The following is a 20388-nucleotide window of genomic DNA, read 5'->3' on the forward strand; positions in this document are numbered from 1 at the left end:
AAAAGACTTTGCACATTTTGCTCATTTTACCGTATCGCCCTCGCGCGTAGAATACTCGCCATACTCTCATCGACGAGGACAAATAATGAGCAACATTCTGATTATCAACGGTGCGAAAGAATTCGCCCACTCTAAAGGCCAGTTGAATGACACCCTGACCGAGGTCGCGGACGGCTTCCTGCGCGACGCCGGGCATGATGTTAAGGTTGTTCGCGCAGACAGCCATTACGACGTGAAAGCCGAAGTGCAGAACTTCCTGTGGGCTGACGTGGTTATCTGGCAGATGCCGGGCTGGTGGATGGGCGCACCGTGGACCGTGAAAAAATACATGGATGACGTGTTCACTGAGGGCCACGGTTCACTGTATGCCAGCGACGGCCGTACCCGTTCAGACGCGTCTAAAAAATATGGCTCAGGCGGCCTGATTCAGGGCAAGAAATATATGCTCTCCCTGACCTGGAACGCCCCGCTGGACGCGTTCACCGATAAAGATCAGTTCTTTGAAGGCGTAGGGGTAGACGGCGCATACCTGCCGTTTCACAAGGCTAACCAGTTCCTCGGCATGGACCCGCTGCCGACCTTTATCGTCAACGACGTGATTAAAATGCCTGACGTCCCGCGCTATATCGCAGAATATCGCAAGCATCTGGCTGAAATTTTTGCTTAACTGGTAACCTGGAATTAGAAGGAGTTAATTATGCTTACCGTTATTGCTGAAATCCGTACCCGTCCTGGCCAACATCACCGCCAGGCGGTGCTGGATCAGTTCGCGAAAATTATCCCAACCGTACTGCAAGAAGAAGGCTGCCACGGCTATGCGCCGATGGTTGACGCCGCAACCAGCGCCAGCTTCCAGGCCACCGCGCCGGACTCCATCATCATGGTTGAGCAGTGGGAAACCGTGGCGCATCTCGAAGCGCACCTGCAGACAGCACACATGAAAGCGTGGAGCGATGCGGTAAAAGGTGACGTGCTGGAAACCCACATCCGTATTCTGGAGCAAGGGGTGTAAAACCTGCCTTCCCTCTCCTTTCGGAGAGGGAGATCTCTCTGACCTGCTATGCTTATTCTGACTTCATGATTAACAGGAGGATGGAATGGGACTTTTTAACTTCGTAAAAGAAGCAGGCGAAAAGCTGTGGGACAACCTGACCGATCATAAAGGCCAGAGCGACAAAATCACCGAGCATCTCAAGAAACTCAACATTCCCGGCGCGGATAAAGTGCAGGTCAACGTTACCGACGGTAAAGCCAGCGTAACGGGCGACGGGCTGACCCAAGAGCAGAAAGAAAAAATCCAGGTCGCCGTCGGCAATATTGCGGGCGTCAGCGAGGTGGAAAACAACATCACCGCCACTGATGCCAAAGATGAAGCCACTTACTATACGGTGAAATCAGGCGACACCCTCAGCGCCATCTCCAAAACCGTTTACGGGGATGCCAACCAGTACAACAAGATTTTTGAAGCGAACCGCCCGATGCTCTCCAGCCCGGACAAGATTTATCCCGGCCAGACGCTGCGTATTCCTAAGGCGTAACCCACACGTCGGGGGCGCGCCCCCGACCTTTTACCAGTACGGCTTCCAGCTCTGGGTGAACCGCACCAGCGCCTCAACGTAGAAGTAATCGCCCCAGCTCGCACACTCATCCACGCCTTTGTTGCTCGCCAGGTGATAGACAGCGTGCTTAAGCAGCCCGTTCCCCTTCTCGTCTTTGCCCATCAGATAGTGCTTTGTCAGCGACGACATAATCCCTTTAGCCCAGTCCAGATAACGTTCACGATCCGGATCCGTGACCGGCAACTGTTTTACCAGCTCCAGCAGCCCGCAGACGGCAATGGCCGCCGAGGAGGAATCCCGCAGTGCATCTGTCCCCAGCAGCGCCAGATCCCAGTGGCAGACATAATCCTCCGGCAGACGATTAAGAAAGTAGTTTGCCAGGCGTTTTGACAGCACAATCATCGTCTTATCGCCGGTATAGAGATAGCTCAGCATAAAACCGTAGATCCCCCACGCCTGCCCGCGGGACCAGCAGGAGTCGTCCGCGTATCCTTGCTGCGTGTTGCCGTAACGAGGCGCGCCGGTAACCACGTCCATGTAGTAGGTGTGGAACGTCGAGGCATCTTCACGAATCAGGTACGTAGCGGCCTGCATCACGTGGGCTTTTGCGGCGTTAGCAAAGCGCGCGTCGCCGGTTTGTTCCGTCGCCCAGTAGAGCAGCGGCAGATTCATGTTGCAGTCGATTATCATCCGTCCGGCCTGCTCCGGGTCTGACAGATCGCCCCAGGCCTGAATAATCTTCGCCTTCGGGTGAAAGCGCTCCAGCAGGGCTTCAGCCGCCAGCAGGGCGAACCCGCGCGCCTCGCGGTTGCCGGTCAGTCGCCAGGCCGCCACGCAGGAGAGCGTATACAGGAACCCCAAATCATGAGTGTTGGTATCATTACGCCCGGCGATGCGCAGGCCAAACGAGCGCACGTGTTTTTCAGCCATCTCGCGGAACGTTGTCTCACCGCTCATCTCCCACGCCAGCCATAGCTGACCGGTCCAGAAGCTGGTGGTCCACTCCACATTCTCCGTCAGCGGATAAACCCCGTTCTGGCAGGTTTCTGCCGGGAATCGGTCACCGAACGCCACCAAATGACGGCTAATCAGCTCAAGCACGTGACTGCGGGCAGAGCTGAGTTCATCACGTAATGTCCGCGATTCAACGGGGACAGGAATAGCCTGCAGGTGTTCCTCTTTGATACGACTTAACATGTTTCGGGTCCTTTAAATTACCGGGATGAGGGTTCTGCTGCGTTCAGCGAGCGGGTACCGCGCCATTTGCTCTGGCAGGCGGATAGCGTAAAGGCAGAGATAAACGTAAAGGTCAGCGCCGTGGCTCCCATAATGATATAGGTGTGCTCAAAGCCGATGCGGTCATACAGATAGCCGGCAGGCGAAGAGACAACCACGTTGCCCACGTAGAGCATGGCCTGATAGCCCAGCAGATACATGGTGGCGTTAACGCGTTTATCGAAATGCTCAGCAATATATTTAAAGACCGATACCAGCAGCAGACATATTTCCAGGCCATACAGCGGTTTCAGTACGGAAATTAACAGATGGGAATCGCACAGGCCGGAAATAATCAGTCGTGCACCGACCACCAGCCCGACAATTAACAGCCCACGCTTGGCACCAATACTATTCACCAACAGCGGGATCACCATATACATCACAAATTCCATACCCGACTGTACGGTTCCCAGATAACCGAACACCGCGTTACCCTGGTGAATATCGTCAAAGAACGTGACGAAATAGCGTGAGAACTGCTGCTCGGCAATAAACATCATCCACGCCACGCCCGCCACATACAGGCAGAACGCCCAGAACTTGCGGTTACGCAGCAGGGCATAGACATCCGCAGGGGCGATTTTCTCTTTGGTCAGCACCTCGCTGGCGTGAGCGGAGTTAGTGTTCACTTTCAGGCTCACAAGGACGATCAGCATGATGATGGATGCGACGCTGCCCAGAATAAAGTTATACGCCGGAGAGAGATTAAACAGCAGACCGGAGAACGAGGACGCCACGGCCCAGCCAAGCGATCCCCACATGCGAATTTGCCCGAACTCCATACCGTTTAAACGGCTAAAGCGGTCAGAATAGGATTCACACGCCGCCACGCCCGCGTACCAGGCAAAACTTAAATAGAGCGCGCCAATGATGATCCCCACCAGGGTATTGGACATCAGCAGCGGCTGGTAAACATAAATAAAGAACGGCGCCATCAGTGCGGACATGGCAACCACGAAATAGAGCAGGTATTTACTCATGCCGATCTTATCGAGAATATAGCCGTAGATCGGTTTAAGAATGACTGAGAAGACACCGTTGACCGCAAAGACAGTGCCAATTACCGAGCCGCTGAGATTCGCCTTTTGGCCGAGCCAGATGGCTAATAGCCCAATACTGGCAGACCAGGTAAAGAAATAGAGAAATATAAAGCTGCTGATTTTGTAATATTCGGTTCTGTTCGTTGTAGATGCACTTTTCATATCATCCTCGCCGACGTGTAGGGTCAGATTTTTTATAATGTGAACGACAGCTTACGTTCGCCTCCGGGTTCGCGGATCGCGACCTGGTCAGGGGTCATCTTCAATTCAGGTGCCAATGCCGCGGGGGGGTTCTCGCTGGCCACGACGGCGCAACAGAGCCAGCTCTCTCCCTGAGGGAGATCGGTTTTTAACAACGGAATGGATGCGCATTCCGGGAACATAATGCTGCTGTTCGGCGGCGTGACGATGCTGTCTGGCTCCCGGGCAATGGCCGGGGAGAGATCGACAATCACGCTGCTGCCGTTGCTGGCCGTCAGGTAACAGCCACGCTCATGAATGTGGGGTTCGGTTTTCATCACCGCAAAACCGCCCTCCACGGCCTGAAGGGTGCGAGCGCTGTTAATGCGGTGCAGACGCACGTGCCACTCGCCAAAGGGAATTTGCCAGGTTTCGACATGGACATCATGCCAGGGTGACCAGCGTGAATAGAGGTAGTTCTCATCGACCCGCACCTCCGCGCATTCACGACGCCCGCGGAAGTAGTTATCCCCCTCCGCCAGCAGTAACATCGAGTCGCAGGCGGCATGTTTCAGGCCAAAGCGCCCCCGCTCGAGGGTGAAGCCAAAGCGGCTTGAGTACGCAAATTTGGTGTATTTGGCTTCGGTGTTGACGTAGTTATTCAGCTCAAGCTGACCGGCAGTGAGCATCGTGACGTGCTGTGAGCTATCCGCATGCATCAGGATGTGCTGCGCTGGGTGGATCACACGTTTTTCCGCCAGCGAGGGGAGCGGCTGCTCTTCTGCCTGCCAGAACGGGTGTGACTCCGGCAAGGCCAGAATCAGGTACGTTTTCAGCGCCCAGTACGGCGAGCCGGGGGCGTTATAATCCTCGCACATCACCAGGTTGGGATAAGTAAAACCGAGGGTCAAAATACCGTCGCGATCGGTCATCGGCTGCCGCTGCCACCAGCGAAGATGGCGCAGTACAATGCCCTTCACGATGCCCGGCGAGAAGACATTCAGCCCGGAAAAGGCCACGGCGCTCCAGAAAGCGACCATCGCGAAGCGATAGGTGAGGCTCCGGCCAAACGGTACCGACGCGCCGTCGGCGGCAGACCAGTAAATAAAATCTTCGGCGAACTGACGGGCACGCTCACGTAACACCTCCGCCCTTTTTTCATCACCGCTGAGGGTGGCATAAATCAGGCCGTAGAAGTGGAACGCCATTGAGATGTAGTAATCCTTCGGGCGGCCCGGACCGTCAGAATACCAGCCGTCACCCAGATAATACGCCTCCATCATCGCAAACCGACGGTCGATGGCGCGCGGATCATACGGTAGCCCGGCACATTTGAAGCCAAGCTGCACCATAATCGCGAAGTAGTTCCAGTTGCTGTCCGGCATCTGCGCATCGGTGATCTGGTTGAGCCACGCGTGCAGGTTCATTACCTCACGTTCGCTGAAGCGGCGGGTGAGCTTATCCCCCAGCAGCGCCAGCCCCAGGCCGTAAGCCGCCATCTCCACCAGACGCTGGTCGTACGGGCCGGTTTCCCCCCAATAGCCCGGGCTCTGCGGATCGGTGCCGAGCTTAATGGCGGTCAGGTACTTCTCACTAAACGGCTCGCCCCCGCCGCCCGCCATCAGCGGAAACAGCCCCCACAGCGCGCGGGATAGCCCTTCCATCTGCGCAATCTCCGTGGGGTAGTGCGCACAGGTTTCTCCCAGCGAGAACCGTGAACAATCCTGCGGAAAGGACTTATCCAGCGCGCCCAGCAGGTCATGTAACGACGCCACCACCTCCTGGCGCGAAGACAATGGATTTGATTTTTTAGACATACGCTCGCCCTCGTCATCAACTGCGACGAAGGATAGTGAATCCGCAAGGGGGATAAATGTTAGCCACGTCACAGCCGTGAAGGCTAAATAAACCTCCAGTTGAGAAAATTTAAAAAGGTGGTTTATAACGAGAATATAACGGCAGAAAATTGAGTTTTATTGCACTATGCGCGACACGCCCACCTCCGACCGGCTGGAACTGATCACCTTAAATGACACCGTCGTGTCATTCAGCCGTCTGTTTGCCAATACCGTGCGTTACCATCACTGGCATCAGTGTCTGGAGATTCTGTATGTGGAAGAAGGATTTGGCGTCGCCATTGTCGATAACCGTCACTACACCATGCGCCCCGGGCGGCTGTTTTTCTTTCCGCCGTTTACCCTGCATAAAGTGAGGGTGGATGAGCAGGCAGAAGCGATTTACCGACGTACCATTATTCATCTCGACCCTCACGCGGTGCTTACAGCCCTGCGCGATTTTCCCCACACGCAGCAACGGCTGCAGAAACTTTCTGCCCGCGGTGCCGGAGCGTGGGTCGCCGATCTGGCGCACTGCCATCACCATGTCGATCATCTGCTCGGCTGTTACCCGTCGCCTTTAACCCGCGAGGGAATAGCCGCGCTGTTGATTGGTTTATTCGCCATGCTCCCGGACGATAATGCCAGTGCGCCGGGCAGTAGCCTTGGGCTCGCCAGCCAGGTGATGTTCTGGCTGGACGAACATTACCAGGAGAAATTTCGCCTGGATGCACTGGCAGAAACGCTGGGGAAATCCCGCAGCTACGTATCGCGAAAATTCCATGCGGAAACGGGCGAGAAGATCCATGACTATCTGAATACGCTAAGGCTGCGCAAGGCCTGCGAGCGCCTGCTGCACAGCGAGGCGAGCGTACGCGAGATTGCCACCCAGGTGGGATTTTCCGACGTGACGTGGTTTATCAGCGCGTTTAAGAAGGGGATTGGCGAGACGCCGTTGCAGTACCGGAAGAACCATGCTGACCGATGAACGGCGTGAGCGCCCGGCATGCTTTAACCGCTCTTCTTCCCCGGCTTTAACCCACGATGAAACTCGTTGATGCGCTTCATGGATTTGATGGTGCGCTGCGGCTCGGTGGAGGCGACGGACAAAATAATCATCTCCAGGCACAGCAGCACCGTACCGTGCAGCGGGATTTTGCCCTTTTCTCCGCCGCGCGGCACATGGATCACCACGCTGGCCTCTTTGCTGAAACGCGAGTCCAGGGCGTTGGTCAGCAAAATCGTCGGGATCCCCAGACGTTTGGCTTCCCGCAACGTGGTTTGTCCTTCCCGGTGTGCAGATTTTTGCGCCATCATGACCAGCACATCGCCGCGCTGGAGCGCAATCAACTGTTCGGCAAGGCCTATCCCGGTGCGGTTGAGCGGCATGGCGGGGAGCCCCATCCGGCTGAATAATCTGGCGGTGTACTCGGCCAGAATACCGGAGGCACCAATGCCGAAGATCGCCACCTGCCTGGCCTGCGCCAGCAGCGACACCGCCTGCGCCATCGCATAGCGGTTGTGCGGTTGCGACAAGACCTCACAGGTGTGCTGATGCCCTTCCAGCACAAAATCGATGCTCGCGTTAACGTCGCTGGTGAGCGTGTTGACCGTTGAGGAGATCTTTTCGCTGGATGTCACCACCGGACCAAACCACTGCTCCAGCGTCTGCTTCAGATCGCGCAGCCCGGCAAAACCCAGCGCCTGAATCGCGCGGACCACGGTGGCGTCCGAGGTTTTTAGCAGCGTGGCGATCTCCATTGCCGTCTGCTCCATCACCGCTTCCCGGTTCTCGTTGATGTAGCGCGCCACCTGCAGCAGACGCGGCGTCAGGTGATGCGCACGTGCGCGAAAGCGCTCCCCGTAAACATCCACGCGCCCTTTCTCTTTACGGATCACGGTGATACCTCCGGCAATGGCCGCCCGGCAATCTGCGACTGTACCTGCGCGGCCATCAGCCCTAAAGAGGCGAAGGAGTTCGAAATGGCCTCTTCGCGTGAAATCAGCACGTAGTGGCCGGTCCGACAGGCGTTCAGGAACTGGCACCAGCCCGGCATCACCGCCTCCATCGCCGCAAGCTCGTCCTGCGGTTTACCCCCGGTGTCGCCGCGCCAGGTGGCAAAGACAAAATCGGCGTCCAGCTCCGGCAGACGTTCGGCGCTGACATCAATCCGTCCCCCTTCAGGGATTTTCTCAATCAGCGGCGGGAAGGTAAATCCGGCGTCACGCAGCACGCGGCCTAAAGAGTGGTAGCTGTGCATGGCATTGATTTTTCCCTGGTTAGCCTGAATCACCGACACGGTGATTTTGCGCGTATCGATGGTCGCCTTCAGCGCCTTGATTTGCTCCTGATAGCGGCGCTCCAGGATTTTCAGCCGCGCCTGCGTACCGGTGAGCTGCGCCAGCTTGCGGTAGATCTCCGGTGCACCGCCATCGAGATGATCGATACTCACCGTCGGGGCAATCTTCTCCAGCTGTTCCACCGGCGTGTTGCGGGTCGGCTCAGTGATGATCAGATCGGGTTTGGCGGCGGCAATGGCTTCAATGTCGATATCCGCCGTGCCGATGAATTTGATGTCGGAATTATCGAAATCCACCCCCGTCAGCATGCCGCTGGCGCGCAGAAAATGGCTGCCGTCCGGGCGCGTGCGGCCATGGCTGGCGACGGGCGGTACGCCAAGCTCAATCAGTGGAATGGTGATATCCAGGTCGTGCAGCGAGACGATCCGCTTCGGGTGAAGCGGCACCTCCACCTTACGCCCCAGATCGTCAGTGAACGTCTGCGTCGGCTCCGCCGCACCCACCGCAAACCCTATCAGCAAAAGCATCGAAACAAGTACGCGCATCTTAGTCCTCTAAAATCTGTCCCGACGCTGCCAGAGCAGCAGCAGGAAAAACGGTCCGCCAATCAGTGAAATCACAATCCCCGCCGGTAACTGCAACGGCAGGAATGCCAGCCGCCCGACGGTATCCGCCAGCAGCACCAGCAGCGCCCCCAGCACGGCACTGCCCATCAACAACGCGGTTTGCCCACCGCGCATCACCAGACGCGCCATATGTGGCGCAATCAGCCCCACAAAACCAATACTCCCCACGCAGGAGACACAGGCCGCCGTTAACACCACCGGCGCGAGAACGCGCAGTAGCGCTAATCGTGCGGTGCGAACCCCGAGCCCCGTTGCGGCGTGGTTACCCAGCAATGCCACGTCAGCCGCGCGGGCGGTAAAGAGCAGTAGCGCAAACGCCGGGGCCGCCCAGGCTGCGGCGATACCGACCAGCGTCCAGTTTGCCGCGTGCAGGCTCCCTGCCAGCCACAGCATCGCCGTCTGCACATCGCGCACGTCGGCGGTGGTCATAAAGATCCCCATTGCCGCAGAGAAAGCCCATGACACGCCAATCCCAATCAGAATAAAACGCGGACGCGAGATATCGCGGGCCAGCGCCACCACCAGCAACGCGGTAATGAGGCCACCGGCCATCCCGACCAGCGGACGCCAGGCCAGCCCCAGCGCAGGGAACTGAAAAATCAGCAGCAGCACCGCCGCGCTGCAGCCCTCTTTCACACCAATAAGCCCCGGATCGGCCAGGCCGTTGCGGGTGATGGACTGCATCGCCGCTCCCGCCATGCCCAGCATCGCGCCGCTTAAAATGGCCATCAGCAGCCGTGGCAGGCGGATATCCATCACGATATAGCGCGCATCGGCCTCCAGGGGTTCTCCGGAGAACAGCGCGCGCCCGATGGCGGAAGTGGGAATGGGAAGCGAACCGTGCGTCAGGCCAAACCCCAGCAGGAGAATGCCCATTAGAGCGATAAGCGTAACGCGCGCCACTGCCGCCGGGCGTACCTGCCCGGAAAACGGCCCGACACGCCATGCACGCAGTCCGGCCCGGCTCATTTGAACATCCTCGATGCCATCAGGATAAAGAGAGGAGCCCCCACCAGCGCGGTCATGATCCCGGTGGCCAGCTCATACGGCGTAAACAGCGTACGGGCCGCGATATCCGCCAGCAGTAACACCAGCGCCCCGCACAGGGCAGAAAGCGGCACCATCACGCGTAAGTCCACCGACACCAGACGGTGGATCAGCTGTGGCACGACCAGGCCAATAAAACCAATTGGTCCGGCAATGGAGACGGCTGCGCCGCAAAGCAGCGCAATCGCCAGCAGAGCCAAAAGGCGAGTTTTGAGCAGCGACACGCCCAGCCCCTGCGCCATCCGGTCGCCCAGGGCCAGCATATTGAGCGATGGCGACAGCCAGAGCGCCAGAGCGAACCCCACAGCGGCAACCCAGGATGCACTGCGAACGATCTCCGCGTTAAGCCCGGCAAGATCTCCCGCCAGCCAGGTGCGCATGGCAAGCAGCGTCTGTTCATCCAGAATCAGCACCGTGGCGGTAATCGACGACGCAAACGCCGACATCGCCACGCCGCATAAGGTAATTTTCATTGGCGTGAGGCCGGTTCGCCCTGAAGAGGAGAACGTCAGAACCAGCATAAACAGCGCGGCGGCACCGACAGCGGCAATCAGCGGGCGGCCAAACGGCAAGGTAAACCCGAGCGCGCTGGTCAGCACCACTGCCAGCGCCGCCCCCGCGTTAAGCCCCAGAATATGCGGCTCGCCCAGCGGATTACGGATCACCGACTGTAACAACACGCCCGCCACGCCCAGCGCCGCCCCGGTGACCATGGCGGCAGCCAGCCGTATCAGGCGTAATCTGACAATCACGTTGTGATCGAAATTGCGCGGGTCGAAATGAAGCAAGGCCTGCACCACCGTCTGGGGAGCAATGACACGCGCACCGATACCCAGGTGGGCAATCGCGCCCATCACCAGCAGCAAGGCAAACAGCAGGAAAGCCAGTGACGTTCGCATCATGATTTTTCCGCCGCCTGGCGGAATGGCATAAAGAACGGCTTACCGGTCAGGGGATTAACCGACATATGGACATCGACATCAAACACCGCTTTGATGAGTTCCGGCGTGCAGACGTCGCCTTCATGCAATACCCCCTCGACTTTGCCCTGGCGTAAAAAGACCAGGGAATCGCCATAGTTGACGGCGAAGTTGAGATCGTGGAGCACCACCACCACCGTACGGCCATGCTGGCGGGTCAGGGTATGCAGCAGCTCGAGAATCTCCACCTGATAGCGGAGATCGAGAAAGGTTGTCGGTTCATCCAGCAGGATATAGGGCGTTTGCTGGGCCAGGGCCATTGCGATCCAGCAGCGCTGGCGCTGGCCGCCGGAGAGGCTTTCGACGGGCTGATGTGCAAACTCTGCCGTACCGGTCAGGTGCAGAGCCTCTTCAACGGCCTGCTCGTCTTCATCGCTCCACTGGCGCATAAAATTTTGCCAGGGAAAACGGCCGCGTGATACCAGCTCAAACACGGTCAGCCCTTCCGGCAGCAGCGGAGATTGCGGCAGGATCCCCAGCTGGCGGGCTACCGCTCTGGTTGGTTGCTCGTGAATGGCTTTGCCATCAAGCAGTGCGGCCCCGCCAAGCGGCTGCAGCAGACGCGCGATAGTGCTCAGCAGCGTGGATTTTCCACAGCCGTTCGCCCCTACCAGCACGGTCATTTTCTGCTGGGGGATCGCAAGGGAGATATCATCGACGATGATTTTTTTCTGATAGCCCGCGGAGAGGTTCTCCAGAACCAGCCCCGGTTTATGGGTGTTGTGCGCCACGTGAATGCCAACTTAATAAAAAATCGAACAAATAAAAATAAAACTCATTCTCTTTTGAGAGTTTGCCGCTGCGCCATGTAGTAGTCAAGGGGATAAACACCCTGATAAAGCCAGGGTTAAATAACAGGTACTTCAGCGGCGGTGTTATTTTTTATTTAAGATTTTTCAATGAATTATATGGAATCTACTTATATCAGGACGGGAGGTTTCAGGCTGTAGCCGATTTTTGCTTTTTTCCATTTACTACTACATTGCCGCATGATTGAATGATTCTCAATTACATGTTCGATGCCACACGGCTAACGAGCAGACAATTAAGGGCAATGACTCATACATTCTTCCGCGCCCTTCATGCGCGGGATCTTTTGGGAAAACAGATGTAATGGCTACGTTCACACCTTCTCTCTCTGGGGTAAAAGGGCGCGCGCTCTTTTCACTGCTGTTTATGGCACCGCTGGTGCAGGCGGCCGACACCGCAACGGCTAACGACGGCGAAACGCTGACCGTCACCGCCGATCCCCATGCCGTGGCCGAGGCCACAAACGGCTATCAGCCGCTTAACACCTCCACCGCCACGCTAACCAACATGCCGATGCTGGATATTCCGCAGGTGGTGAATACCGTCAGTGATAAAGTGCTGGAAGATCAGCACGCTACTTCGCTTGATGAAGCCCTTTATAACGTCAGCAACGTGGTGCAGACCAACACCCTGGGCGGTACGCAGGATGCGTTTGTGCGCCGGGGATTTGGTACGAACCGCGACGGGTCAATAATGACCAACGGCCTGCGCACCGTGCTGCCGCGCAGCTTTAATGCCGCGACCGAGCGCGTGGAGGTGCTGAAAGGGCCGGCCTCAACGCTGTATGGCATTCTCGATCCTGGCGGCCTGATCAACGTGGTTACCAAACGCCCGGAAACCCGCTTCGGCGGCTCAATTTCCGCTACCTCCTCAAGCTTTGGCGGCGGCACCGGGCAGATTGATGTCACCGGCCCGATTGACGGCACGCGGCTGGCGTATCGCCTGACGGGCGAGTATCAGGATGAAGATTACTGGCGTAATTTTGGCAACGAGCGCAGCACCTTTATCGCCCCGTCGTTGACCTGGTTTGGTGATGATGCCACCGTGACCGTGCTCTATTCACATCGCGACTATAAAACGCCGTTCGATCGGGGAACCATTTTCGATCTCAACACCAAACAACCGGTAAACGTGGATCGTAAAACCCGCTTTGACGAGCCGTTTAACGTTACCGACGGGCAGTCCGATCTGGCGCAGCTGAACGCCGAATACCGACTTAACAGCCAGTGGACCGCGAAGTTTGACTACAGCTTTAGCCAGGATAAATACAGTGATAACCAGGCGCGCGTGATGGCCTATGACGCCAAAACGGGTAACCTGACCCGTCGCGTGGATGCAACCCAGGGCTCGACTCAGCGTATGCACAGTACGCGTGCGGATCTGCAGGGGAACGTAGATATCGCGGGCTTTTACAATGAGATCCTGACCGGTGTGTCGTATGAGAATTACGATCTGCTGCGTACGGACATGATGCGCTGTAAGAACGTTAAAGATTTCAATATCTACCATCCGACCTACGGCAATCTCAGCAAATGCACCACCGTCTCCGCCGCTGATAGCGACCAGACGCTCAAACAGGAAAGCTACTCCGCCTACGCGCAGGACGCCCTGTATCTCACCGATAAGTGGATTGCCGTTGCCGGGCTGCGTTACCAGTATTACACCCAGTATGCGGGCAAGGGCCGCCCGTTCAATGTGAATACCGACAGCCGCGACGAACAGTGGACGCCGAAGCTGGGGCTGGTCTACAAGCTCACGCCATCCGTCTCGCTGTTTGCTAACTATTCCCAGACGTTTATGCCGCAATCGTCCATTGCGAGCTACATTGGTGACCTGCCGCCGGAAACGTCTAATGCTTACGAAGTGGGGGCTAAATTTGACCTGTTCGATGGCATTACCGCCAACATCGCGCTGTTTGATATTCACAAGCGCAACGTGCTGTACAACGAAAGCGTGGGGGGTGAAACCATCGCCAAAACCGCTGGCCGCGTACGCTCGCAGGGAGTGGAGGTGGATCTTGCCGGATCGCTGACTGAGAATACCAATATTATCGCCAGCTACGGCTACACCGACGCCAAAGTGCTGGAGGATCCAGACTACGCGGGTAAGCCCCTGCCAAACGTGCCGCGTCATACCGGTTCCCTGTTCCTGACTTACGACATTCATAACGCGATCGGCGGGAATACCCTGACGCTTGGCGGCGGTGGACACGGCGTGAGCCGTCGTTCAGCGACCAACGGTGCGGATTATTATTTACCGGGATACTTTGTTGCCGATGCCTTTGTGGCCTACAAAATGAAGCTGCAGTATCCGGTGACGCTGCAGGTGAACGTGAAGAACCTGTTTGATAAAACCTACTACACCTCGTCCATTGCGACCAACAACCTGGGCAACCAGATTGGCGACCCGCGCGAAGTGCAGTTTACGGTGAAGATGGCGTTTTGATTTCAGTGCGGGGTGTTCCCCTCACCCCAGCCCTCTCCCCAAAGGGGAGAGGGTGTTCAATTCCCCTCTCCCCTTTGGGGAGAGGGTTAGGGTGAGGGGACATCAGGCCTCAATATCCGCCATATCGCCTTTCTCCTGCAGCCAGTTACGTCGGTCTTCCGAGCGTTTTTTGGCCAGCAGCATATCCATCATGGCGTTGGTTTGCTGTTCATCTTCATCGCTGATGGTCAACTGAACCAGACGACGGGTGTTAGGATCCAGCGTGGTTTCGCGCAGCTGCATTGGGTTCATCTCGCCCAGCCCTTTGAAGCGCTGAACGTTTGGTTTGCCCTTCTTGCGCTTGAGCTGCTCCAGCACGCCCGCTTTCTCTTCTTCCGTCAGCGCGTAGTACACCTCTTTGCCGAGATCGATACGGTAGAGCGGCGGCAACGCGACGTAGACGTGGCCGTTTTTCACCAGCGTGCGGAAGTGCTTCACGAACAGTGCGCACAATAGCGTGGCGATATGCAGACCATCGGAGTCCGCATCCGCGAGGATACAGATCTTGCCGTAGCGCAGCTGACTAAGATCTTCGCTGTCCGGATCGATACCGATCGCAACAGAGATATCATGCACTTCCTGCGAGGCCAGCACTTCATCGGACGAGACTTCCCAGGTATTCAGGATTTTACCTTTAAGCGGCATGATCGCCTGGTATTCGCGGTCGCGCGCCTGCTTGGCCGATCCCCCTGCCGAGTCCCCTTCCACCAGGAACAGCTCGGTACGGTTAAGATCCTGCGCGGTACAGTCCGCCAGCTTGCCCGGCAGCGCAGGGCCGCTGGTGAGTTTTTTGCGTACCACTTTCTTCGCCGCACGCAGACGACGCTGCGCACTGGAGATCGCCATTTCCGCCAGCATCTCTGCGGCCTGAACGTTCTGGTTCAGCCACAGGGTGAAGGCATCTTTGACCACGCCGGAAACAAAGGCCGCGCACTGACGCGAGGAGAGACGCTCTTTGGTTTGCCCCGCAAACTGCGGATCCTGCATCTTCACGGAAAGCACGTAGGCGCAGCGATCCCAGATATCTTCCGCCGACAGCTTCACGCCGCGCGGCAGAATGTTGCGGTATTCGCAGAATTCACGCATCGCATCCAGCAGACCCTGACGCAGCCCGTTAACGTGCGTACCGCCGAGCATGGTTGGGATCAGGTTGACGTAACTTTCGGTCAGCAGCTCACCGCCTTCCGGCAGCCACAGCAGCGCCCAGTCCACCGCTTCGGTGTCACCGGTGAAATTACCGACGAACGGTTTTTCCGGCAGCGTCGGCAGGCCGTTTACCGCTTCGCACAGGTAGTCGTTCAGACCGTCGGCATAGCACCAGCTCTGCTCGGTATTGTTGACGTTATCTTTAAACGTGATTTCCACGCCAGGGCACAGTACCGCTTTGGCTTTCAGCAGGTGCGTCAGGCGAGAAACGGAGAAACGTGGGCTGTCGAAGAAGCTTTCGTCAGGCCAGAAGTGGACGCTGGTGCCGGTGTTGCGTTTACCGCACGTGCCGACAACCTGCAGATCCTGCACTTTCTCGCCGTTTTCAAACGCGATGTTATACACCTGGCCGTCGCGGCGAACATTCACTTCCACGCGCTTAGACAGGGCGTTAACCACGGAGATCCCCACACCGTGCAAACCACCGGAGAACTGGTAGTTCTTGTTGGAGAACTTACCGCCCGCATGCAGTCGGCAGAGGATCAGCTCAACGGCCGGTACGCCCTCTTCCGGGTGGATATCCACCGGCATGCCGCGACCGTCGTCGATAACTTCCAGCGACTGATCGGCATGCAGGATAACGTCGACGCGTTTGGCATGGCCTGCCAGCGCTTCGTCGACACTGTTATCAATAACTTCCTGGCCCAGATGGTTTGGGCGCGTCGTATCGGTGTACATCCCCGGGCGGCGGCGAACCGGCTCAAGCCCGGTGAGTACCTCAATGGCATCAGCGTTATAGGTTTGCGTCATGATTTAAACTAGCAATTCGCATTGATTGTCAGAGGCTGTGCAGTCCAAGAAAATCGACAATCTGGGTGAAATGATCTTCAAAGCCCGTGAAAGCATGGTTTCCGCCCTCTTCTATAGTCTGGCGGCAGGAGGCGTAATACGCCACTGCCTGGCGGTAATCCAGCACTTCATCACCCGTTTGTTGCAGCAGCCAGATCAGGTCCGGTGCTTCAAGCGGGTCGACCTGCATAACTTTGAGATCGTAAATATGGCGTGACTCTAGCACATATTGTTGGCCGGTGTAGGGGTTCTCGTTTTCGCCAAGAAAGTCCCGCAGCAGCTCAAACGGTCGAACCGCCGGGTTAACCACAACGGCGGGCAGCATAAAGCATTGCGAGAGCCATGTGGCGTAATACCCTCCCAGCGAGGAACCCACCACGCCGAAAGATTCGCCGCCGTGTTCCAGAACAATGGATTCCAGCATCTCCGCCGCCTCTGCCGGATAAGGCGGCAGCTGCGGGATAATCATCTCAACGTGCGGATGATGCTCGCTCAGCCACTGGCGTAACTGTGTCGCTTTGGCAGATCGCGGCGAGCTGTTGAACCCATGCAGGTAGAGGAGCGTAGACATCAATAGCCTTCTGAAGCGGTATCGGGGCGGAATTGCGCGCCTGCCAGACGGCAGACTTCCGTGGTCAGTGAACCATCCGCATGCAGTTCCAGCCAGCGCCAGCCCGGCGCGATGGTATCCAGGGTAAAGTTCGCGCAGTGCGGCTTAAACTGAACGCAGGTCGACGGCGTCGCCAGCAGACGGCGGCCATTCCAGTCGAGATCCTGTTCCTGATGAATGTGTCCGCACAGCAGATTCTTCACGCGCGGGAATTTCACCAGCACGCTATCCAGGGCGGCAGAATTGCGCAGGCTGTGTTGATCGAGCCAGCTACAGCCCGCCGGAAGCGGATGATGATGAAGCAAAAGCAGCGTATGTCGCGCCGGTTCGGCGGCCAGTTTGGTCTCCAGCCAGTCGAGCTGAAACTCGCTTAACTCACCGTGCGGGACGCCAAACACCTGGCTGTCGAGCAGCAGGATCTGCCACTGCTCACCGGCAAACACACACTTCGCCGGAGAGATCCCCGCCTCCTGAAGAGAGCTGTACATCGCAGGCTGAAAGTCGTGGTTGCCCGGAAGCCAGACGCACGGCACGCTAAAGCTCGCGATGCCTTCAGCAAAATGCTGGTAGGCCGCGGAGGATTGATCCTGCGCCAGATCGCCCGTTGCAACGATCAGATCGCAGGCACGATTTTCTGCGTGAATAGCGCTAAGTACAGCCTGATAACTCTCCCAGGTGTTCACCCCCAGCAGCGTTTCATGCTTTTCGGCAAAAAGGTGAGTATCGGTGATTTGTAATATCCTGACTGGTGCCCCACCAGCAACAGTCAGGTTCAACAGGCTTTCCAAATGGTGTCCTTAGGTAGGTTTATGACGCTAACAAACCGGAATCGCCATTGCTCCATGTGCTAAACAATATCTTAGCCAGTCGGCTAAAAACTGGTTAATTTGATGCTTTTCGTCGCGTTGATGCAACTTTTTATTCGGGTAATCATACCGCGCTTTAAAACGAAAGATCTGCTGACTTGAACACACTTCAGCGACCATCGCGTCGTGGTAGAGCCGCACCGTCATTGACGGCAGGCTCCAGTAGCTAATGCTGGGTGCCGTTTGTTCGATTTCCACCAGCGTAGTGTAGCGCGTTGATTCTGTTATCGTTAATCGATACTGCGCGTTGCTCACCTGATAGCTTACCGTTTCGCCGGGTGCGTCGTTTCTCGGCAGCAGGCGGCGCAATTGTGCGAAATTGGTTTCGCACAGGCGCATCATTTCTGGGAAGTCAGGTGTATAACGCTTCATTTTTTCCACTCGTTTCGTAATGTCTGATAATGCAGTTGCAGCCATTGCAGGGCGATGACAGACGCTGCGTTGTCGATTTTCCCCTCTTCTACCCACTGGTAAGCCTGCTCCCGACTCACCACATGAACCCGAATATCTTCGTTTTCATCTGCCAGACCGTGGATCCCATCCGCGGTCGTGGCGTCCACTTCGCCCACCATGATGGACAAGCGCTCGCTGGTGCCTCCCGGACTGGCCAGATAGCTGAGCACCGGTTTTGTGCGGCCAACGATCAGCCCCGCCTCTTCCAGCGCCTCGCGGCGGGCAACGTCTTCAACCGACTCGCCCTCTTCGATCATGCCGGCGACCATCTCCAGCAACCACGGGCTTTCACTGACGTCATACGCCGCAATGCGAATCTGCTCAACCAGTACGACTTCATCACGCACTGGGTCAAAGGGTAGCAAGACTGCTGCATGCCCGCGCTCAAAAATTTCGCGCCTGATTTCGCCGCTCATCTCACCGTTAAACAGGCGATGCCTGAAACGGTAAAGTTCCATTGAAAAAAAACCGCTATAAAGCGTTTCTCGTGCAATAATTTCTACATCGTTTTTGGCGAATGTCACGGGCAACTTATCTGGTTTTTGCATGAGTCGAGTCCTGGTAGCAATGGTGATGAAATTATGAATTTCAAGGCTGTTTGGCTGCCGTTTGCAAGGCTATATGGTAGATTGGTGCAAATTAACGCCACATGGCACATTACGCCAACCTTTTGGTGTGGATGATTCTGTTAGAATCGGCAATTATTTTTAATTAGATCAGCGCTAATACTGCTTCACAACAAGGAATGCAAATGAAGAAATTGCTCCCCATCCTTATCGGCCTGAGCCTGACGGGCTTCAGTGCAATGAGCCAGGCGGAAAACCTGTTACAGGTCTACCAGCAGGCACGTCTGGGCAACCCTGATTTACGTAAATCAGCGGCCGATCGTGATGCTGCGTTTGAAAAGATTAACGAAGCGCGTAGCCCACTGCTGCCGCAGTTAGGTTTAGGTGCAGATTATACCTACAGCAACGGTTTCCGCGACGCTAACGGCGTTAACTCCAATGCTACCAGCGCCTCACTGCAATTAACACAGACCCTGTTTGATATGTCCAAATGGCGCGCCCTGACCCTGCAGGAAAAGAGCGCGGGTATCCAGGATGTGACCTATCAGACCGACCAGCAAACGCTGATCCTGAACACGGCGACTGCGTACTTCAACGTGCTGAGCGCGATTGACTCGCTCTCCTATACTGAAGCGCAGAAACAGGCAATTTACCGTCAGTTAGATCAAACCACCCAGCGTTTCAACGTGGGCCTGGTCGCCATCACTGACGTGCAGAACGCCCGTTCACAGTACGACAGCGTACTGGCCAACGAAGTGACCGCGCGTAACAACCTCGACAACGCGCTGGAATCTCTGCGTCAGGTCACCGGTAATTACTATCCAGAACTGGCTTCCCTGAACGTAGATAACTTCAAGACCGATAAGCCGCAGGCGGTGAATGCCCTGCTGAAAGAAGCAGAAAACCGCAACCTGACCTTACTGCAGGCGCGTTTGAGCCAGGACCTGGCCCGCGAGCAGATTCGTCAGGCACAGGATGGCCATCTGCCAACCCTGAGCCTGAGCGCCTCCACCGGCGTGTCTGATACCAGCTACAGCGGTTCTAAAACCAACACCGCCCAGTATGACGACAGCAACCAGGGCCAGAACAAAGTCGGCCTGAGCTTCTCCCTGCCGCTGTATCAGGGCGGTTTGGTGAATTCTCAGGTGAAACAGGCGCAGTACAACTTCGTTGGCGCAAGCGAGCAGTTGGAAAGCGCCCACCGCAACGTGGTGCAGACCGTGCGCTCTTCGTTCAACAACGTGAACGCCTCGATCAGCAGCATCAACGCGTATAAACAGGCCGTTGTGTCTGCCCAAAGCTCCCTGGATGCAATGGAAGCTGGTTACTCCGTCGGTACCCGTACCATTGTTGACGTGCTGGACGCGACCACCACGCTGTATAACGCGAAACAACAGCTCTCCAGTGCACGTTACCAGTACCTGATTAACCAGCTGAACATCAAGCAGGCGCTGGGTACGCTGAACGAGCAGGACCTGCTGGCGCTGAACAATGCGCTGGGTAAACCGGTCTCAACCTCGCCGGACAGCGTGGCACCGGAGAATCCGGAGCAGGTTGCTGCGGTTGATAACTTCAACGCTAACAGCAACGCCCCTGCTGCACAGCCAGCGGCTGCGCGTACCAACACCGGCAGCAATCCGTTCCGTCACTAAGAGTGTCATCAGGCCCACTGCGGCCTGATGCCCTCACCCCAGCCCTCTCCCACAGGGAGAGGGAGCATCTGAATCACATCCGAACGTAAGCCAACGTAAAGATCCC

At 56.7% G+C, this 20388-nt stretch carries 19 protein-coding genes; 6 read left to right on the forward strand and 13 right to left on the reverse strand.

The window, feature by feature from the left end; translation table 11 throughout:
• Positions 1-85 precede the first annotated feature (85 nt).
• From ACQG2G_RS18415 to lysM, 3 genes are all read left to right on the forward strand, one after another.
• Positions 86-667 carry an NAD(P)H-dependent oxidoreductase gene (locus tag ACQG2G_RS18415; protein ID WP_013098727.1) on the forward strand — a complete coding sequence of 194 codons (582 nt, stop codon included), beginning with the start codon at positions 86-88 and terminating at the stop codon, positions 665-667.
• A gap of 30 nt (positions 668-697) precedes the next feature.
• Entirely contained in the window at positions 698-1012 is a 315-nt protein-coding gene (locus tag ACQG2G_RS18420; protein ID WP_020689491.1) for a putative quinol monooxygenase, read from the forward strand.
• A gap of 85 nt (positions 1013-1097) precedes the next feature.
• Entirely contained in the window at positions 1098-1538 is a 441-nt protein-coding gene (gene lysM / locus ACQG2G_RS18425) for a peptidoglycan-binding protein LysM (RefSeq protein ID WP_013098729.1), read from the forward strand.
• A 30-nt stretch (positions 1539-1568) separates the two neighbouring features.
• Here lysM and ACQG2G_RS18430 read toward each other — a convergent pair whose 3' ends face one another.
• From ACQG2G_RS18430 to ACQG2G_RS18440, 3 genes are read right to left on the reverse strand one after another with little or no spacing between them, the layout of a single operon-like run.
• Positions 1569-2756: a glycoside hydrolase family 88 protein gene (locus ACQG2G_RS18430; protein WP_061771935.1), complete on the reverse strand. Its 1188-nt coding sequence runs from the start codon at positions 2754-2756 to the stop codon at positions 1569-1571.
• Positions 2757-2773: 17 nt separating this feature from the next.
• The gene (locus ACQG2G_RS18435; protein WP_029883029.1) at positions 2774-4039 is read right to left on the reverse strand and encodes an oligosaccharide MFS transporter; all 1266 of its coding nucleotides are present in this window, start codon (positions 4037-4039) and stop codon (positions 2774-2776) included.
• Between the two features lie 32 nt (positions 4040-4071).
• The gene (locus ACQG2G_RS18440) at positions 4072-5874 is read right to left on the reverse strand and encodes a DUF2264 domain-containing protein (RefSeq protein ID WP_248078984.1); all 1803 of its coding nucleotides are present in this window, start codon (positions 5872-5874) and stop codon (positions 4072-4074) included.
• Positions 5875-6040: 166 nt separating this feature from the next.
• On the opposite strand from ACQG2G_RS18440, the gene ACQG2G_RS18445 reads away from it, so the two are divergent.
• A complete protein-coding gene (locus tag ACQG2G_RS18445) occupies positions 6041-6880 on the forward strand; it encodes a helix-turn-helix transcriptional regulator (RefSeq protein WP_047351846.1) in 840 nt (279 codons plus the stop codon).
• 23 nt (positions 6881-6903) lie between these two features.
• On the opposite strand, the gene ACQG2G_RS18450 is transcribed toward ACQG2G_RS18445, so the two are convergent.
• The 5 genes from ACQG2G_RS18450 to ACQG2G_RS18470 are packed head-to-tail and all read right to left on the reverse strand — an operon-like array spanning position 6904 to position 11577.
• Positions 6904-7791 carry a MurR/RpiR family transcriptional regulator gene (locus tag ACQG2G_RS18450; protein WP_013098734.1) on the reverse strand — a complete coding sequence of 296 codons (888 nt, stop codon included), beginning with the start codon at positions 7789-7791 and terminating at the stop codon, positions 6904-6906.
• Positions 7788-8738 carry an iron-siderophore ABC transporter substrate-binding protein gene (locus ACQG2G_RS18455; protein ID WP_061772060.1) on the reverse strand — a complete coding sequence of 317 codons (951 nt, stop codon included), beginning with the start codon at positions 8736-8738 and terminating at the stop codon, positions 7788-7790. Before ACQG2G_RS18455 ends, ACQG2G_RS18450 begins: the two co-directional genes overlap by 4 nt.
• Before the next feature lie 9 nt (positions 8739-8747).
• Positions 8748-9788 carry a FecCD family ABC transporter permease gene (locus tag ACQG2G_RS18460; RefSeq protein ID WP_038983471.1) on the reverse strand — a complete coding sequence of 347 codons (1041 nt, stop codon included), beginning with the start codon at positions 9786-9788 and terminating at the stop codon, positions 8748-8750.
• Positions 9785-10768 (reverse strand): FecCD family ABC transporter permease, encoded by a 984-nt coding sequence (locus ACQG2G_RS18465; RefSeq protein ID WP_248078987.1) that lies wholly within the window; start codon positions 10766-10768, stop codon positions 9785-9787. Before ACQG2G_RS18465 ends, ACQG2G_RS18460 begins: the two co-directional genes overlap by 4 nt.
• Positions 10765-11577, reverse strand: a complete 813-nt coding sequence (locus tag ACQG2G_RS18470) for an ABC transporter ATP-binding protein (protein WP_130626681.1) — start codon at positions 11575-11577, stop codon at positions 10765-10767. The genes ACQG2G_RS18465 and ACQG2G_RS18470 overlap by 4 nt, the downstream gene beginning before the upstream one ends.
• A gap of 382 nt (positions 11578-11959) precedes the next feature.
• Here ACQG2G_RS18470 and ACQG2G_RS18475 point away from each other — a divergent pair, with 382 nt between their 5' ends.
• Positions 11960-14101, forward strand: a complete 2142-nt coding sequence (locus tag ACQG2G_RS18475; protein WP_097534834.1) for a TonB-dependent siderophore receptor — start codon at positions 11960-11962, stop codon at positions 14099-14101.
• A gap of 102 nt (positions 14102-14203) precedes the next feature.
• On the opposite strand, the gene parE is transcribed toward ACQG2G_RS18475, so the two are convergent.
• From parE to nudF, 5 genes are read right to left on the reverse strand one after another with little or no spacing between them, the layout of a single operon-like run.
• Positions 14204-16096: a DNA topoisomerase IV subunit B gene (parE, locus tag ACQG2G_RS18480; RefSeq protein WP_013098740.1), complete on the reverse strand. Its 1893-nt coding sequence runs from the start codon at positions 16094-16096 to the stop codon at positions 14204-14206.
• 28 nt (positions 16097-16124) lie between these two features.
• Complete coding sequence (yqiA, locus tag ACQG2G_RS18485) at positions 16125-16706, reverse strand: esterase YqiA (protein ID WP_014833291.1); 582 nt, start codon at positions 16704-16706, stop codon at positions 16125-16127.
• Positions 16706-17533 (reverse strand): 3',5'-cyclic-AMP phosphodiesterase, encoded by an 828-nt coding sequence (gene cpdA / locus ACQG2G_RS18490; RefSeq protein ID WP_020689480.1) that lies wholly within the window; start codon positions 17531-17533, stop codon positions 16706-16708. The genes yqiA and cpdA overlap by 1 nt, the downstream gene beginning before the upstream one ends.
• 27 nt (positions 17534-17560) lie before the next feature.
• Complete coding sequence (locus tag ACQG2G_RS18495; protein ID WP_003862516.1) at positions 17561-17983, reverse strand: DUF1249 family protein; 423 nt, start codon at positions 17981-17983, stop codon at positions 17561-17563.
• Entirely contained in the window at positions 17980-18612 is a 633-nt protein-coding gene (gene nudF / locus ACQG2G_RS18500) for an ADP-ribose diphosphatase (protein WP_013098743.1), read from the reverse strand. Before nudF ends, ACQG2G_RS18495 begins: the two co-directional genes overlap by 4 nt.
• A 203-nt stretch (positions 18613-18815) precedes the next feature.
• Between nudF and tolC the strand changes: the two genes are divergently transcribed.
• Positions 18816-20282 (forward strand): outer membrane channel protein TolC, encoded by a 1467-nt coding sequence (tolC, locus tag ACQG2G_RS18505; RefSeq protein WP_047023594.1) that lies wholly within the window; start codon positions 18816-18818, stop codon positions 20280-20282.
• Positions 20283-20388 lie beyond the last annotated feature (106 nt).

It is taken from the genome of Enterobacter cloacae complex sp. 382A5 (genome assembly GCF_050031095.1).
In the GTDB taxonomy this organism is placed as follows: domain Bacteria; phylum Pseudomonadota; class Gammaproteobacteria; order Enterobacterales; family Enterobacteriaceae; genus Enterobacter; species Enterobacter cloacae.